The sequence below is a fragment of the Pedobacter sp. MR2016-24 genome (assembly GCF_026239655.1).
In the GTDB taxonomy this organism is placed as follows: domain Bacteria; phylum Bacteroidota; class Bacteroidia; order Sphingobacteriales; family Sphingobacteriaceae; genus Pedobacter.
In genome coordinates this window covers 768,246-783,028 of record NZ_JAPIVO010000002.1, presented here as the reverse complement: position 1 = coordinate 783,028, position 14,783 = coordinate 768,246, and the positions used below count along the sequence as shown (strand labels likewise).

The following is a 14,783-nucleotide window of genomic DNA, read 5'->3' as shown; positions in this document are numbered from 1 at the left end:
AATAATAGTAAATCATATCCTGTTATTCTTGTTTTTCAGATTGACTTAATGCGTATAAATACTTATGTTTTTTCAGTATAAATCCTCTCTTCTACACTTATATATGTATGTAACTTCGCCGCAAAACACATGCATAGGTATTCGGAGATCTGTTTATTTAATCGGGAAGCTAATAAAATTATGAAAAACATGTATAATGAAATTAAAATAGCTGATTATAAAACCGCGCTAATCACACTCTGGAAAGAAGAACCAGAATTGCAGATTGCAATGGGCTTAAATTCATTTTTAAATATTTTCATTCCATCAGCAAATGATAAAACCCCGACTCTTCCAATAGTTTACGTAAACAATACAGATCAGAGCCTTATCATTTCAAGAATCAGACAGCTTTATGATCAATGCTTTTCTAAAGTTTAACAAACTGTCCCTTTAGGCCACCACAATTATTCTCCCTGATTTACCAGTTTGTTCTGCAGCTATATGCGCATCCCTCACATCAGCAAGCTTGAAAACCTGGTGTATGGGAACTTTCACCTTTCCTTCTGCGACCAGCTTAAGCCTGTATTTCAGTAAATCGCACACAAAAGGTTCATGTATTATAACATCTTTTTTGATCAGTCTTACTTCTTCATGAGTAGAATTTTCTCCTACAAAAATAGTCTCTGAAACACCAAATTCTTTTAGGGATTGAAGCGTATCGGCATGCCTGCCCGAAGCAAATACTTTTACTCCGCTATTGGCAAGTAGCTGAACAACTGCATGAGCAGGACGCTAATGATATAGTTCCTGCTCTTTAGTATAATAAGTCTTACGGCCACCAATCTCTTCCACCAAAATATTCTCTCCAGTGGGACTTTGCTTGATGCCGGCACCATGAACCTTTAGAAAATCTTTAATCTCCCCACCCAATTGGTCAGGCAGCATATGGCGGATTTGTTTAATCTCCTGTTTCAATACCTCTATTATTGTCTTATGAAGTACTTTCACCTGATCTTTAGGAATTGCTTTGGAGACCGACATAGGAGAAATTCTCGCGGCCCAGAGAATCTCATCTGCATAAGTATTTCCAATTCCCCTGATGACTTTTTGATCCATCAATACCGTCTTAACAGGCGCCTTCTTTTTAGCGAGCAATTCTTCCAGATATTGCAGGCTCATCTCGGGAGACAATGCATCAGGTACTGTTGAAGAGACCGGGTTAAGCGTTGGCGTTGCTGCCTTCTGAAAATCTGTTAGCGCAAATGCTTCCTTACCCGTAAAATGCAAAGCTACAATCTGATGTTTTGCCACTTCATCCCCATCCAGCAATTTCAATTCGCCATGTAACATAAGATGCAGTCCCAGACTTGCCCCTCCTCCAAAATGCAGCTGAATGGTCTTACCTTCACGGCTCACCGTTTGAAGTTTGTGTCCTTCAAGTGCCGTTTTTAGTTCTTTCCCGCTCACATTAAGTTTTCTGTCCACACTTACAACAACCTGTTCAAGTGTTTTATTTTTGAAGCGCTTCTCCAGGTTCGCGGCGAATACTTCTAAGTCTGGTAATTCCGGCATAATCAATTCTTTTTATTTCTTTTTCAAAATAGATCCTGAGAGCGGAAACAGCGACCACTGTATCGCCCGGAATGCTAATATATTATAAAAGCGAATAACAGGAAAAATGTTTTTATCAAGAAATAACCGGCTAACTAATTGTGCAGATTTATCACCGTGTCTAGTTATTGAAACCGAATTTAAACGCTCATGGATAATCTTCAATAAAACGAGGCTATCCCGGAAGGAATAGCCTCGTTTTATTGAATTTCTGAGCATATTCCTCAGATGTATGTGGCGCCTGCCCTTCGTGGATTACCCGCTCACAGGACTTTTTTTTCACTGAAATATAAATATCTTTTCTTCTAACACAATTTAAGGAAATGATTTCTCATTGCCAATTTTAGTTATTAACATTTTTTAAAATACAATTCGATAGCGCAAATCATAAACCAGCCTTTATAAACGGCTTAGTTTTTGAAGGTAAAAATCAAAATAATTTATTCATGATACATACAATAAAGCCCTTCCTTTCTAAATTAGCCGTTGCTGCTGCGCTAACACTTACATTCACTCTTCAATCTTGTAACGAAGCTCCTGACAAATTTTTTGGTATTGCTGTCCTCAACACCAATACCATCTCCGATTTTGGAACGCCTATCCTTGCAAAACATATTGATGATGAGACCACTGAATTCCCAGATATTCCTTCCAGTAAAAAGAAAGGCGACGAGGCTGTGCAATATGTTGCAAGAAACCTCTCCTATATGGAAAAATCCTTGAAAGATATTAAAGCACTGGGTGAAGGCGGTGACGACCGTAAGGAGATTAAAGCGCAATCCATTGCCCTATATGAATATGTGATTCCAGTATATAAAAATGAATACACTGCATATGCGAAGTTATGTGACACGAAAGCACCGCAGGAACAAAAAGATGAAATCATCAAATCTATTGCACAAAAATATAATGCGGAATTTGAGCGTAAATACGGTCAGTTGTTAGCAAGTGGTAAAACCTTTGCAGATAAACATGGCATAAATGTAGACTGGAAATAGATTTTCATTCGCATAATAACAATAACACTGCCATCCAATCTGGATACAATAAAATCCTATTTGGAAACACCGCTATCCTAAGCCTGCCTGATCTTTGTATCGTACAATTTAAACGGTAGAAAATGCAGAAAACAATTTTTATTACAGGCGCATCGGCAGGCTTAGGAAAAGCTACGGCTAAATTATTTCAATCTAGAGGCTGGGATGTCATTGCTACCATGCGGAATCCAGAGCAGGAAACTGAGCTTAAACAACTGGAAAACATCACGCTGTTGCCGCTTGATGTAACCGATCCTGAACAAATTAAAACTACCACGGCCAAAGCAATTTCCTTATATCCAATCGATGTAGTCTTCAATAATGCAGGCTATGGCTTAATGGGAGCTATGGAAGCCCTGCATTTTCAGCTAAAGAAGAGCATATCCGCAATCGTTTAACAAACTATTTAAAAAGAGAACTGCAATTTCACCACTTGAATATCGGCAGACATTTAACTAAGCGCTTTTATAGGTGATGAGTTAAATGTTCAGCTTCAACTGGTGAATCTTTTCTGAAACGAAAAGTCGGGATCATGCATCTCGATTTCATTCCTGCTGGTTTCAAGTTGTGCCGCCTTAGCATATACAAACATCTGTTGTTCATAATCATTTATAGCAGAGGCTATAGTTTTAAATTCCCCCTGGATGAGGTGATCAGCTAAAATCAGTGCATCCAATAGTCCGATATTCACACCCTGACCAGCAAAAGGTGGCATCAGATGCGCAGCATCACCGATAAGCGTTATAGGTAACGGGCGATTAGCCGTCCAGTCCGGATCTAATGGTATTTTTCTCGTCGGTAAACCAACAAAAGAAGAAGTAGACCGGAATAGTTGCCTGTAACATTCATTAGAGGAAGCGAACATAGCGGAAAGAAACGTGATGATGCCTTGCTGATTTTGGAAGTCGAGTCTATTTTCATGAACCCACTCCGCCGTTTTTCTAAAACTTACGTTATAGGTTAATACGCCGTTGTTATCTGGGATGGCGACTAAATTAATACCCTGAACTGCCACCATCAGAATAGTATCGTTACACAATTGGTAGAACTCCCTGCAGTTGAGTTCCGGTTCTACCACTTCGCCCTGTATCATAAAAGTTCCCGTGTATTCAACTTCCGCATCCGTAATATATTTTCTGGCGTTGGACATTCCTCCGTTGGCTCCGATAACAAAATCGGCAGTTGCGGTCGACTCATCTTCAAAATGCAAAAGCCATTTTCCCTCATGTTCCTGAATCCCGGTAAATTTGCTGTCCCAAATCACTGTATCGCCGGTCAGGCTATCCAGCAACATTCTTTTCAGATCGTTTCTATTAATTTCAGGACTGTCATATTCAGGTGCTTTGGTAAAAAACACCTTACCCTGCTCATCAGCCAGTGTCCTTCCCATGGGTTTTCCTAACGCAAAATAACGTTCCAGCAAACCTGCCTTTTTCAGTGCTGCTTGCCCGGAACCTTCATGCAGATCAAGCGGACCGCCCCAGATTCTTGCCTGTGGGTCTCTGTCCCGCTCGTAAACATTTACAGTTACACCTGCCTGCTGCAGTAATCTTGCCATGGTCAGACCCACTGGTCCCCCGCCGATAATGGCTACTTTCTTCTTCTTCAATAACATGGATTTCATTTATAATGAATCCCAAAATTCCGGAATGCTCCTGTTTTAATCTTGAATAAACGCGACAAAATGATTACCTGAAATATCATTTTTTACTGCTCGCGCGAAGGCTGCCGGCGTAATACCGCTGTAACGTTTAAATTCCCTGCTCAGATGGGATTGATCTGCATAACCCAGCTCATGAGCCAGACCGGTAATGCTGCAATAGGGATCAATCAACAATTTATTGCGCGCCTCCTCAAAACGCGTCAGACCAGACACATCTTTAACCGTATAACCCGCGGACAGCCTGAACTTTCTTTCCAGCGTACGTACCGTTGCATGAGCAGCAGCGGCGACCTGGTTTACCGGCATACTTCCCTTCGCTTCCCTTATCGCAAAGCCCGCTTTAACGAGTAAACTGTCAGTATCAGTCTGCGGGCCTGCCTGCAGGAAATACGCGCTTAACTCAGCCACTGCCTCCGGTATCTGCCCCTCCATCACCCGCTTATTCAACCTGGCCTGAAGGAGTGCGATAGGATGTTTAGCTATTCTTGATCTGTTTTTGTCAGACGGCAAGCCCAGCAAATTGAAAACTGTCCAGGGAAAACACCTTATTCCAATCACTTCAAAACGACCTTTTGTATTTAAAACAACAGGCTGACTGAGCAACCCCATTAAAAATGGTGAGGACAATGGCTGTAAAATTCCATTATAAGCAATGCTGCAATCGCTTCCGAAATGGAAAAAGATTTCCGCATAACCATCAGGCAAGATCTCAAAATCAGACCGCTGTTCTCCAAAGTCTCTGCGCGTATACCAGAAGCACTTGATAATGTCTTTTAGTTCTTCAGGAGGTTCAAATTCTTCGTGATGCATGTTTAACTAAGTTAAGGAATAATTTAATCAATCCTTATACTATCAATTGCCTGCTGCATAGCATGGTCCTTCACTCCTGGTACTTTTAATCCTTCCGCACGGAATACTGTCTGATCGGTCATCCCTAAAAAGCCAAGGAAGGCTTGTAGATAAGGAGCAACAAAGTCATTTGCTTTACCAGGTCCTGTTGAAAAAATACCACCGGAAGACATTGCTACATAAACTTTTTTTCCGGTGATCATTCCAGCAGGCCCGTTTTCATCATAACCAAACGTTATTCCTGCCCTTGTAATATGATCAATCCATGCCTTAAGCGAGGTATGAATGGTAAAGTTGTAAAGCGGAGCACCAATAACGATGATATCCGCTGCCAGTAACTGTTTAACAAGTCCATCAGATAAACGAATGGATTCTTTCTCTTCTTCCGTCAGCTGATCGCCAGGAATAAAAAATGTGCGGAGAACAGCAGGGTTAAGATGGGGAATGTCGATATCGACCAGATTCAATTCATCAACGCTACTGCCAGGATACTTTTCCTGAATTTTTTCGATAACAGCATGTCCCAGCTTTACGCTGTACGATGCAGGGCCTTGTATGCTTGAGATTAAATGAAGGATGTTTTTCATAAAAGCAAAAGTATGACTGGTAACTGGTAAAAAGTTACTACTTACCCAAAGGTAAGCGCTTACGTTGAGGTAAGTCTGTATCTTTGCGGCTATGAAAATGATTAGAAATGAGTCCCTTCCCAACATAGAAGAATGCACAGATTCACTCAGAAACGTAATTGATGCACTCTATGTGCTTAACGGAAAGTGGAAGCTGGCGGTGATCCTTTGTCTGGTACGGTCATCGAAACGTTTCAATGAAATTCAGCATGAGGTGACGGGCATATCTTCTAAAGTATTGGCTAAAGAACTAAAAGATTTGGAGTTAAATGGCTTCATCAGGCGTAACGTATATCCAACTACACCGGTAAGCATTATTTATGAAGCGACTGATTATAGCCGGACTTTAAAAAATGTAATCGGTGAACTGAGTATCTGGGGACAACAGCACAGAGAAAAAGTAAAGCAAAGTATGCGTAAACAATCCTGAGTAAATCGTCCTTTCACCAAATTTTTCCTACCAATATTACTGATTGAGTGCTCCTGTTACAGCAGTTTAGTTTGATTAACTAAATTCGCAACATTAACCGATATATCCTGTTAATACTCATCAGGCGCACAAAAACCATGAAGAAACAACTACTACCTGTACTTTCAATCCTTGTCATACTATTCAGCTCAAACAGAATTTTTGCCCAGTCTGCCGCTAAAACTGATACCATAAAAAACGACACGCTAAAAAACCATATTCTTCATGAAGTAGTAGTTTCTGCCTCCCGCAGAGCCGAAAGCATACTGAAAGCTCCGGTTACTATTGAAATTCTCAGTAACAATGACATCAAACGATCTGCCGCTCCCAGCTTCTTTGATGCACTGGAGAACGTAAAGGGTGTGCAGATGCTGACGCCTAGTATAGGTTTCAAGATCATCAATACACGTGGTTTTGCCAACACTACTAATGTAAGATTTACCCAGCTGGTAGATGGTATAGACAATCAGGCACCGCATATTGGTGCACCTATAGGCAATGCAATGGGCCCCAGTGATCTGGATATTGACAAGGTGGAAATCATCCCGGGTACTGCATCAGCCTTATACGGATTAAATGCGATCAATGGCCTGGCCAACTTTATTACAAAAGATCCTTTCTTAAGCGCCGGTATCACCATACAGCAAAAAACAGGCATAACCCACGTTAATGATCCACAGTCAGCCGCCAAACTTTTCTCTGAAACCAGTATACGGATAGCAGAAAAAATCTCATCGAGGCTGGCTTACAAAGTCAATTTCACTTACACAAAAGGTTACGATTGGATTGCCAACAATCAGACAGACCTGAATGCCGGTGCAAATACAGGTGTAGGCATTAGTGGTGGAATTGACAATCCTGCATTTGACCCCGTTAACGGGTATGGTAACGAATCCTCCAATCGTCGCAGGATCACTTTAAATGGCAGACAGTACCAGGTATCCAGAACCGGCTATAATGAAAAAGATATGACAGATTATGATATCAGGAACATCAGGGCAGATCTGGGTGTACATTATAAAATGTCAGACAAAACCGTATTGAGTTATAGCTACAGGATTGCAGATATCAATAATGTTTATCAGCGTGCAAACCGTTTCGCTTTAAAAGATTATGTATTACAGCAGCATGCGCTCGAATTGAAGAATGATATCTTTCAGGTCAGGGCATTCCTGACTGCTGAAAATACGGGGAAGTCCTATAATCTTCGTTCTGCGGCAGAAAATCAGGACCGCAGATTTAAAAGTGATAATCAATGGTATGCAGATTATACCTCTGCCTTTAACAGTGCAATTGCGCATACAGGAACCCCTACTATCCAGGCTTTAACCCAAGCCCGTCAGGTGGCAGATCAGGGCAGGTTACAGCCCGGCACTCCTGTTTTCCAGAATTCTTTAAATGAACTGGCAGACATCAATAACTGGGATGAGGGAGCGGCCTTAAGAGTGAAAGACAAACTTGTTCATGCCGAGGCGCAGGGAGACCTGTCAAAAGCTATTGGCAATAACTTCAAAGAAAAGACAGGATTGGATCTGTTAGCAGGAATAGATTACCAGACTTATGTTATTCATCCGGATGGTAATTACTTCATCAATCCGGCGGCAGGAAAAACGTTTGATACCTTTAACTATGGCAGGACAGGGGCTTTTTTGCAGGCAGGTAAAACTTTCCTGAAAGATCTGCTGGCAATCACAGCCACCTTAAGAGTGGATAAAAACAACTATTTTGAAACTAAACTGAATCCTCGTTTTACAGCAGTGGTGACACCCGATCAAAATCAAAGCATTAGACTATCTTACCAGAGCGGCTCACGTTTCCCAAGCATCTTTGAGGCATTTTCCAATGTGAACAGCGGTGGGGTGAAACGTGTGGGCGGATTAAAAGTAATGTCAGACGGGGTTTTTGAAAACGCGTATTTACGCAGTTCCGTTGATCAGTTCCAGGCAGCGGTAACAAACGACTTTAACAATGGTATCCCCACCGCAACGGCAATTGAGCGGCAAAAACAGCTGCTGATCAAAAATTATTATACCTACCTGAAACCGGAACATATCAATTCCCTTGAGATTGGCTATAAAGGATTGTTTCTGGATAGAGCACTGAAAGTTGATGCCGATTTTTATTATAACAAGTATGATAACTTCATTGCGCAGGTAGAGATGAATGTCCCGAATACCACAGTGCCGGATTCTATCCCTTATGCACTGACTGACAGGAGTAAACAGAGCCGCTACCGTTTGTATACCAACTCAAAGAGTGTAGTATACAACATAGGTGGAAGCCTTGGTATAAGTTATTTACTTCTTGGGCGATATACCCTGGGCGGTAATCTTGCTTATGCAAAGTTGAGCCGGACGGAAAACAATGACGGTTTTGAGGACGGTTTTAATACGCCTGAATGGATCAGCAATGTCTCACTGGCTGGCGATCACGTGATTAAAAGCTTAAGCTTTATGGTGATGTACAAACATCAGAGCAGCTATTACTGGCAATCGTTTTTAGTGAACGGCCAGGTAAAAGCTTATGGTAATCTGGATGCACAGGCAAGTTATGATTTGATGAAAAATAAGCTCGGAATCAAAATCGGCGCTACCAATGTGCTGAATAAATATTATTATTCTTATTTGGGCGGACCGTCAGTGGGTGGCATGTATTATACCACCCTGACTTATCAATTATAACCTTTATTTTGTAATCTTCAACCTCCTTAACCATTTACTGATTACTGGTAAAAACAGTTAGCGATTAACCATCTTTTGGCCGGCTTCGCTATAACGATGTCCTTGTACGTCAATCTTTGCTACCGCTGTATTGATTTCGCTAAGATCACTATCGTTTAGTGTAATAGCTGCTGAGCCAATATTTTCTTCCAGACGATGTAATTTCGTCGTACCTGGGATTGGAACGATCCATGGTTTTTGAGCCAAAAGCCATGCCAGGGCAATTTGTGCTGGTGTTGCTTCTTTGTCCTTCGCAATATGTTGCAGCAGCTCCACCAGAACCTGGTTAGCCTGACGGTTCTCTTCAGAAAACCGCGGTACGCTATTACGGAAATCAGACTGATCAAAAGTGGTCTTTTCGTCAATCTTTCCGGTCAGAAAACCTTTACCTAATGGACTGAAAGGAACCAAACCTATACCCAGTTCTTCCAGTGTAGCTAAGATTTCCTGTTCCGGCTCTCTCCACCATAACGAATATTCACTTTGTAAAGCTGTTACTGGCTGTACAGCATGAGCCTGACGAATAGATTGTACCCCAGCTTCAGAAAGACCAAAGTGTTTCACTTTACCTTCCCAGATTAATTCTTTGACTGCTCCTGCTACATCCTCCATCGGTACATTGAGATCAACTCTGTGTTGATAGAGCAGATCGATATGGTCCGTATTTAACCGTCTTAGTGATGCTTCTACCACCTCGCGGATACGCTCTGGTCTGCTGTCCGGTCCTGCAGACGGCTTGCCATTTTTAAAACCAAATTTTGTGGCAACGACCACCTCTTTGCGAAAAGGTGCCAGTGCTTCACCTAAAAGCTCCTCATTTGTAAATGGTCCATAGGCCTCAGCAGTATCAAAAAATGTTACACCACTTTCGTAAGCCGTCCGGATAAGCTGAACGGCATCCTTTTTTTCTGTTGCTGGTCCGTAACCAAAACTCAGTCCCATACAACCTAAGCCCAGTGTCGAAACCTCCAGGCCGTTATTTCCTAATGTTCTTTTCTTCATATTATTTAATTTAGTCCTTTGCATCGTATTAATTTATACTACAAAGGTGGCTTGTTTTAGATTTGCAATTGGTAGACGGATTACGGATTTACATACCAGTTTTACAGGTAAAGCGGAGTGCAAGCCAATCAAAAAGCCTTTTACAGTCCTCTTTGTAGTGCAGCAAGTAGCTATCCTTATCTTATTCATACAGATCCGGCATTTTATGAGCTCCGCCTGATTGTACTTCACCCAGTTTATTCAAAATAGCGAGACTAAACATCTTTCTACTGAAATTGCCCCTGTTAAGTTTCGTATCCAATAGCCGTTCGTACAAGCTATGCATCTCAGGTAATATAAAACGCCTGTCGAGCAAATAATATTCGATAGGTTCATGATTCAGACCTCTATTAAGTGTAGCTTGTGCTCGTTTTAATAGCTGTTTATCATCAAAGTTCAATTGCAGCTGTTTGTTCATTGTAGACCAGCGATTGTCTCACTGCTTACATATTCTGTAGGAAATTTCCATTCCGGGAGACCTTCTGATTTTACCAGTAGCGTTTCAATTAATCTGTTAGCAAGAAGCAAATGCAACAAACCGTAAACCTTCTCCATGTCAGACCTTCAGCGTTTATATGAACTCCTGCTGGACAAGACATTAGATAGAGGGAACTTTTCAAAAAAAATTACAAGTCTGGATATATTAAATTCCAGTTTCACCAAGTGAAAGGTTCAAAGATATAGAGCACCAACACCCTTCAGATTTAATGAAACTATTTTGATAAAAAAGGGAAAGGAATATATAAAACATTCTAGATCTTTAGGTTCCACAGAATCAAATTGCTGATAGTATACAATTTACTGATTTTTATACCACTTTTACTGATTCCCAGACTTATTCCGATGCCTGAATTTTTAATTAATACATTTGAATAAATAAAGGGAATGGACATGGAAACATTGCAAACATTCAATACCGTTAACGAGTACAATGCTTTTAACAAAAACGTCACTAAGCATCCGCTGGTGAGTATTGTCGATCTGTCAAAAGCAGATCCGAGACAAGGTTCACGTATGTACTTCGGTTTTTATACAATCTTTCTTAAGGATGTGAACTGCGGTGACCTCGTATATGGAAGAAACACTTATGATTATCAGGAAGGGACACTGGTTTTTCTCGCGCCGGGACAGGTGGCGGGCATAAACAGTAATGGCGAATATTATCAGCCTAAAGGTTATGCGCTGGTATTCGATGCTGACCTGATACATGGCACTTCTCTCGGCCGTCGCATTCAGGAATTTTCCTTTTTTGGCTACCAGTCTAACGAGGCCCTTCATTTGTCAGACAAGGAAAGGAAAATTATACTGGACTGCTTCTCAAAGATTGAATATGAACTGGAACGCGCGATTGATAAACACAGTAAAAGATTGATCGTCTCTAATATTGAATTGTTTCTGGACTATTGTGTACGCTTTTACGACAGGCAGTTTATCACCCGTGATCATGTGCATGAGGGGGTGATAGCTAAATTTGAAAACCTGTTGAATGATTACTTTAGTTCTGATAAGGCAGAATTATTGGGTTTACCTTCTGTAGCTTATTGTGCCGATGCATTGCATTTATCGCCTAATTACTTTGGTGACCTGGTGAAAAAAGAGACTGGTAAAACCGCTGTTGAGCATATTCAATTGAAACTGATCGCGCTGGCTAAAGAAAAAATATTTGACAAAGATAAATCGATCAACCAGGTTGCGTTTGAACTGGGATTCAAATATCCCCAGCACTTCGCCCGCCTGTTTAAAAAACGTGTTGGACAAACGCCAAACGAATATCGTTCTATGAATTAGGGATATGGAATTTTCTTTATTCGGATGTAATTGTTTTTATTTCTTTTTAAGTACCTCATCTAACACAGCTTCAGCTGATGTTGCATTTTCTTTTGTAACAGTAGTTTTAATAACCGCCATAAATTCTCCAAGCTGTTCAGGTGTTATCCCTACATTTAAACAAATACCTAAATGTGATTGCAACATAGGTTCTACACCACCTATACTGCTCAATACCGAAACGGTGACCAATTCTCTTTCCTGATAGGTTAAAACATCGCGTTCAAAAATATCAGCAAATAAGTGTTCTTTAAGGAATACCTCAATTTCCGGAGCAAAAGCCGCATAGCCTGTCTTCGGGTCCTTTTCCTTCATTCCTGTTAATTCTTCGAGCGTCTGTTTTCCACGTACATATTTGCCCCTGTTATCTTTTACGGGCGACGCTTCCGGGCCAGTTCTATCTTTGATACCTTTTGCCTGTCGTTCTTTAATCACCTCCATAAAGGTCATAATCCCTCTCAGACTCCTCGGGAAACCACAATAGGCATAAAGGTGGACAAATGATTCCCGTATTTCATTAACGGTAACGCCGGCATCAAGCCCGCTATTTAATGCTGTCTTTAAATTTGCCAGATTGCCCTGGGCAGTATAAGAAGAAATGGTGATCAGATTTTTCTGTTTCGGATTTAAAGTGCTAAGCGCTGACCTTTCCGATTGCGCCTTTACATTAATTGACATCATACATAGTAATAGCAAAAATTTAATAACTGGTTTCATCGCCTCTTTTTAATTATAATATCAACTTACATCTCTCTACTTTTCCATTCCTGCATTACCCATATCAAATGGCAGTTTCCTGATTCGTTTTCCTGTCAAATCAAAGATGGCATTGGTTAAAGCAGGTGCAAAAGCGGGTAAACCAGGTTCGCCCATACCCCCTGCATCTTCGTCATTCTCCATAATGTGTACCTCTATTGGTGGTATATCCATAATCCTCGGCATTTTATAATCGTAAAAATTACGCTGTTCTACCATACCATCTTTAAAGGTGATCTCATGAATTGTCGCTGCACCTATAGCCATGACCACACTGCCTTCTACCTGCGCTGTGATAATATCAGGATTCACGTACCAGCCACAATCTACTACCACCCAAACTTTGTCGATATGAATTCCACCGGTTTTCCCTTTGGAAACCTTCACAATATGTCCTACTGTGCTGGCAAAACATTCTGTGATGGCCACACCATATCCATCGTTCTTTTTTCTGCTTTTCCAGCCGGAAACTTCTTCCATTTTATCGATCAGGAGCTGGCTTCTTTCATCCTTCAGGTATTGCCTCCGTAGATCCAGCGGATCTCTAACCGCTTTGTGTGCAAGTTCATCCATAAAGCTTTCGTAGGCAAAACCATTGGTAGATGCATAAACAGAGCGCCAGAAACTGGTTGGTATAGGCGTTTTGAAAGGCAGATCAGCAAAACTGATGTTTTTGATCGTATCGTAATAAGGTTTTAAAAACCCTTCGGAGGTGCTTCGGTTCGGTTTCCCATTGTCACCGCCACGCCAGTGATCATTATTCTGACCTGCCATACGGAACTTAAGCGCAGTAATCCCGCCGTCTTCAACTGCACCTTCACAACGATAAGAAACACCTGGCCTGAAAGGACCTTGAGTGGCATCGTCTTCCCTTGTCCACACTACCTGCACCGGCGCACCGATCTCTTTAGAAACTAAAACAGCCTCATAAGGATAATCCGGCATCGCTTTGCGACCAAAACCACCACCTAAAAAAGTCATGTTCACGATCACGTTCTCCCGCGCCAGCCCCATTTTTTTACTGACGTAATCTTGTATCCAGTTAGGTGCCTGTACAGGTCCCCAGATCTCCACTTTATCACCCTGAAAGTGCGCAATGCAGTTTACCGGTTCCATACAGCTGTGAGATTGGTAAGGGGTCTCGTAGATCACATCCAGTTTATGGTCTGACTGCGAGATGATTCCTGTCGGGTCACCCTGAGTTTTTAAAGGTAAGCCCTCGCTGCTTTGCAGCAATTCCCGGTGGCGACTATAAATCTCCGCGGTACTGATATGTTCAAAGCCAGTATCATCCCATTCCACCCGCAGCGCTTTTTTTCCTTCTATAGCTGCCCAGGTAGAATTAGCCACCACAGCCACTCCTTCCCTGTCAGTGTCCCACACTCCCATTACCACCTTAAAAACCTTCGTTACACCCGGAACTTGTAAAGCAGCCGAAGCATCAAAGCTTTTTACTTTACCGCGTAGTCGCGGGTTACGCTTAACAGCTGCAAACTGCAGTCCGGGAAGCCGTTTATCAATTCCAAAAATAGCTTCCCCATTTGTTTTCATGGGTGTATCTCTACGGTGATTTCCTTTACCAATAATTTGGTAGGCCGATCGTGGTTTGAGCTTTACCTCTTTTGGAGGTGCTAGCTTAACAGCATCAGCAACCAGCTCTCCATAGTGGAATTTTTTACCCGAAGCTTTATGAATTACATGTCCTGACTCTGCATAACATGCGTCAGCAGCTACTCCCCATCGTGCCGCAGCCGCCATAATCAGCACCTCACGTGCAGTTGCACTTAACTTTAACAGGTTTTTATAGCTCCCCCTGATGGTGGAACTTCCACCTGTCAGCTGACTACCATATTTTTTTTCATCACCCTGAGTCAGCTGAATATCCACTCCATAGAGGTCAACCTCTAACTCCTCGGCAATAATCTGCGCAATGGAATGGTATACACCCTGCCCCATTTCGGCGCGGTGGCAGATAAGCGTGACTTTACCACTGGTATTGATGATAATCCAGGCGGCTAATTCCACACCTTCACTTGCAGCATTGACCAATGCCTGATTGATCACTTTCACACCAGCCTGACCTGATGTATATAATCCAAGGCAAAGCGCTGTGCCTCCTATACCTGCCATCCTGAGGAAATTCCTCCTGGACAGGCGTTCAGCTTCTTCTGATACTGACATATATTATTCTTAAAGAATCAA

Annotated in this window: 16 protein-coding genes; 7 read left to right on the top strand and 9 right to left on the bottom strand. The window is 41.8% G+C overall.

The genetic code is table 11. The features are described 5' to 3' along the window. The first annotated feature begins 180 nt into the window (after window positions 1-180). Window positions 181-420 (top strand): hypothetical protein, encoded by a 240-nt coding sequence (locus tag OQX62_RS07585; protein ID WP_265830844.1) that lies wholly within the window; start codon window positions 181-183, stop codon window positions 418-420. Between the two features lie 12 nt (window positions 421-432). On the opposite strand, the gene OQX62_RS07580 is transcribed toward OQX62_RS07585, so the two are convergent. After that, the gene (locus tag OQX62_RS07580; protein ID WP_265830843.1) at window positions 433-585 is read right to left on the bottom strand and encodes a zinc-binding dehydrogenase; all 153 of its coding nucleotides are present in this window, start codon (window positions 583-585) and stop codon (window positions 433-435) included. A 189-nt stretch (window positions 586-774) separates the two neighbouring features. Beyond that, the gene (locus tag OQX62_RS07575) at window positions 775-1,554 is read right to left on the bottom strand and encodes an Fpg/Nei family DNA glycosylase (protein WP_265830842.1); all 780 of its coding nucleotides are present in this window, start codon (window positions 1,552-1,554) and stop codon (window positions 775-777) included. Between the two features lie 485 nt (window positions 1,555-2,039). Here OQX62_RS07575 and OQX62_RS07570 point away from each other — a divergent pair, with 485 nt between their 5' ends. Together OQX62_RS07570 and OQX62_RS07565 are read left to right on the top strand one after the other, a co-directional pair. Then, entirely contained in the window at window positions 2,040-2,591 is a 552-nt protein-coding gene (locus OQX62_RS07570) for a hypothetical protein (protein WP_265830841.1), read from the top strand. A gap of 122 nt (window positions 2,592-2,713) precedes the next feature. Next, window positions 2,714-3,028: an SDR family NAD(P)-dependent oxidoreductase gene (locus tag OQX62_RS07565; RefSeq protein WP_322973704.1), complete on the top strand. Its 315-nt coding sequence runs from the start codon at window positions 2,714-2,716 to the stop codon at window positions 3,026-3,028. Between the two features lie 95 nt (window positions 3,029-3,123). Here OQX62_RS07565 and OQX62_RS07560 read toward each other — a convergent pair whose 3' ends face one another. The 3 genes from OQX62_RS07560 to OQX62_RS07550 are packed head-to-tail and all read right to left on the bottom strand — an operon-like array spanning window position 3,124 to window position 5,729. After that, complete coding sequence (locus OQX62_RS07560) at window positions 3,124-4,245, bottom strand: FAD-dependent oxidoreductase (RefSeq protein ID WP_265830840.1); 1,122 nt, start codon at window positions 4,243-4,245, stop codon at window positions 3,124-3,126. 45 nt (window positions 4,246-4,290) lie between these two features. Continuing rightward, window positions 4,291-5,103 carry a helix-turn-helix domain-containing protein gene (locus OQX62_RS07555; protein WP_265830839.1) on the bottom strand — a complete coding sequence of 271 codons (813 nt, stop codon included), beginning with the start codon at window positions 5,101-5,103 and terminating at the stop codon, window positions 4,291-4,293. A gap of 23 nt (window positions 5,104-5,126) precedes the next feature. Further along, window positions 5,127-5,729: an FMN-dependent NADH-azoreductase gene (locus OQX62_RS07550; RefSeq protein WP_265830838.1), complete on the bottom strand. Its 603-nt coding sequence runs from the start codon at window positions 5,727-5,729 to the stop codon at window positions 5,127-5,129. Window positions 5,730-5,820: 91 nt separating this feature from the next. On the opposite strand from OQX62_RS07550, the gene OQX62_RS07545 reads away from it, so the two are divergent. Together OQX62_RS07545 and OQX62_RS07540 are read left to right on the top strand one after the other, a co-directional pair. Then, window positions 5,821-6,198 carry a winged helix-turn-helix transcriptional regulator gene (locus OQX62_RS07545; protein ID WP_265830837.1) on the top strand — a complete coding sequence of 126 codons (378 nt, stop codon included), beginning with the start codon at window positions 5,821-5,823 and terminating at the stop codon, window positions 6,196-6,198. Window positions 6,199-6,335: 137 nt separating this feature from the next. Further along, window positions 6,336-8,918 (top strand): TonB-dependent receptor, encoded by a 2,583-nt coding sequence (locus tag OQX62_RS07540; protein WP_265830836.1) that lies wholly within the window; start codon window positions 6,336-6,338, stop codon window positions 8,916-8,918. Window positions 8,919-8,975: 57 nt separating this feature from the next. On the opposite strand, the gene OQX62_RS07535 is transcribed toward OQX62_RS07540, so the two are convergent. Next, a complete protein-coding gene (locus tag OQX62_RS07535; protein WP_265830835.1) occupies window positions 8,976-9,959 on the bottom strand; it encodes an aldo/keto reductase in 984 nt (327 codons plus the stop codon). A 181-nt stretch (window positions 9,960-10,140) separates the two neighbouring features. After that, window positions 10,141-10,416: an NrtR DNA-binding winged helix domain-containing protein gene (locus tag OQX62_RS07530; RefSeq protein ID WP_265830834.1), complete on the bottom strand. Its 276-nt coding sequence runs from the start codon at window positions 10,414-10,416 to the stop codon at window positions 10,141-10,143. Window positions 10,417-10,551: 135 nt separating this feature from the next. Here OQX62_RS07530 and OQX62_RS25140 point away from each other — a divergent pair, with 135 nt between their 5' ends. Next, window positions 10,552-10,665, top strand: a complete 114-nt coding sequence (locus OQX62_RS25140) for an NrtR DNA-binding winged helix domain-containing protein (RefSeq protein WP_416276554.1) — start codon at window positions 10,552-10,554, stop codon at window positions 10,663-10,665. A 224-nt stretch (window positions 10,666-10,889) separates the two neighbouring features. Further along, window positions 10,890-11,786 carry a helix-turn-helix domain-containing protein gene (locus OQX62_RS07525; RefSeq protein WP_265830832.1) on the top strand — a complete coding sequence of 299 codons (897 nt, stop codon included), beginning with the start codon at window positions 10,890-10,892 and terminating at the stop codon, window positions 11,784-11,786. Between the two features lie 36 nt (window positions 11,787-11,822). Here the strand turns inward: OQX62_RS07525 and OQX62_RS07520 are convergent, their stop codons facing one another. Further along, entirely contained in the window at window positions 11,823-12,506 is a 684-nt protein-coding gene (locus OQX62_RS07520) for a carboxymuconolactone decarboxylase family protein (RefSeq protein ID WP_265830831.1), read from the bottom strand. A 72-nt stretch (window positions 12,507-12,578) separates the two neighbouring features. Further along, the gene (locus tag OQX62_RS07515) at window positions 12,579-14,762 is read right to left on the bottom strand and encodes a xanthine dehydrogenase family protein molybdopterin-binding subunit (RefSeq protein WP_265830830.1); all 2,184 of its coding nucleotides are present in this window, start codon (window positions 14,760-14,762) and stop codon (window positions 12,579-12,581) included. Window positions 14,763-14,783: the final 21 nt, after the last annotated feature.

Excerpts from the sequence above, each read along its gene's own strand:
- OQX62_RS07545 (WP_265830837.1), top strand. The coding sequence starts at position 5,821 with ATGAAAATGATTAGAAATGAGTCCCTTCCCAACATAGAAGAATGCACA.
- OQX62_RS07550 (WP_265830838.1), bottom strand. The coding sequence starts at position 5,729 with ATGAAAAACATCCTTCATTTAATCTCAAGCATACAAGGCCCTGCATCG.
- OQX62_RS07515 (WP_265830830.1), bottom strand. The coding sequence starts at position 14,762 with ATGTCAGTATCAGAAGAAGCTGAACGCCTGTCCAGGAGGAATTTCCTC.
- OQX62_RS07525 (WP_265830832.1), top strand. The coding sequence starts at position 10,890 with ATGGAAACATTGCAAACATTCAATACCGTTAACGAGTACAATGCTTTT.
- OQX62_RS07575 (WP_265830842.1), bottom strand. The coding sequence starts at position 1,554 with ATGCCGGAATTACCAGACTTAGAAGTATTCGCCGCGAACCTGGAGAAG.
- OQX62_RS07570 (WP_265830841.1), top strand. The coding sequence starts at position 2,040 with ATGATACATACAATAAAGCCCTTCCTTTCTAAATTAGCCGTTGCTGCT.
- OQX62_RS07535 (WP_265830835.1), bottom strand. The coding sequence starts at position 9,959 with ATGAAGAAAAGAACATTAGGAAATAACGGCCTGGAGGTTTCGACACTG.
- OQX62_RS07585 (WP_265830844.1), top strand. The coding sequence starts at position 181 with ATGAAAAACATGTATAATGAAATTAAAATAGCTGATTATAAAACCGCG.
- OQX62_RS25140 (WP_416276554.1), top strand. The coding sequence starts at position 10,552 with ATGTCAGACCTTCAGCGTTTATATGAACTCCTGCTGGACAAGACATTA.
- OQX62_RS07565 (WP_322973704.1), top strand. The coding sequence starts at position 2,714 with ATGCAGAAAACAATTTTTATTACAGGCGCATCGGCAGGCTTAGGAAAA.
- OQX62_RS07555 (WP_265830839.1), bottom strand. The coding sequence starts at position 5,103 with ATGCATCACGAAGAATTTGAACCTCCTGAAGAACTAAAAGACATTATC.
- OQX62_RS07560 (WP_265830840.1), bottom strand. The coding sequence starts at position 4,245 with ATGTTATTGAAGAAGAAGAAAGTAGCCATTATCGGCGGGGGACCAGTG.
- OQX62_RS07530 (WP_265830834.1), bottom strand. The coding sequence starts at position 10,416 with ATGAACAAACAGCTGCAATTGAACTTTGATGATAAACAGCTATTAAAA.
- OQX62_RS07520 (WP_265830831.1), bottom strand. The coding sequence starts at position 12,506 with ATGATGTCAATTAATGTAAAGGCGCAATCGGAAAGGTCAGCGCTTAGC.
- OQX62_RS07540 (WP_265830836.1), top strand. The coding sequence starts at position 6,336 with ATGAAGAAACAACTACTACCTGTACTTTCAATCCTTGTCATACTATTC.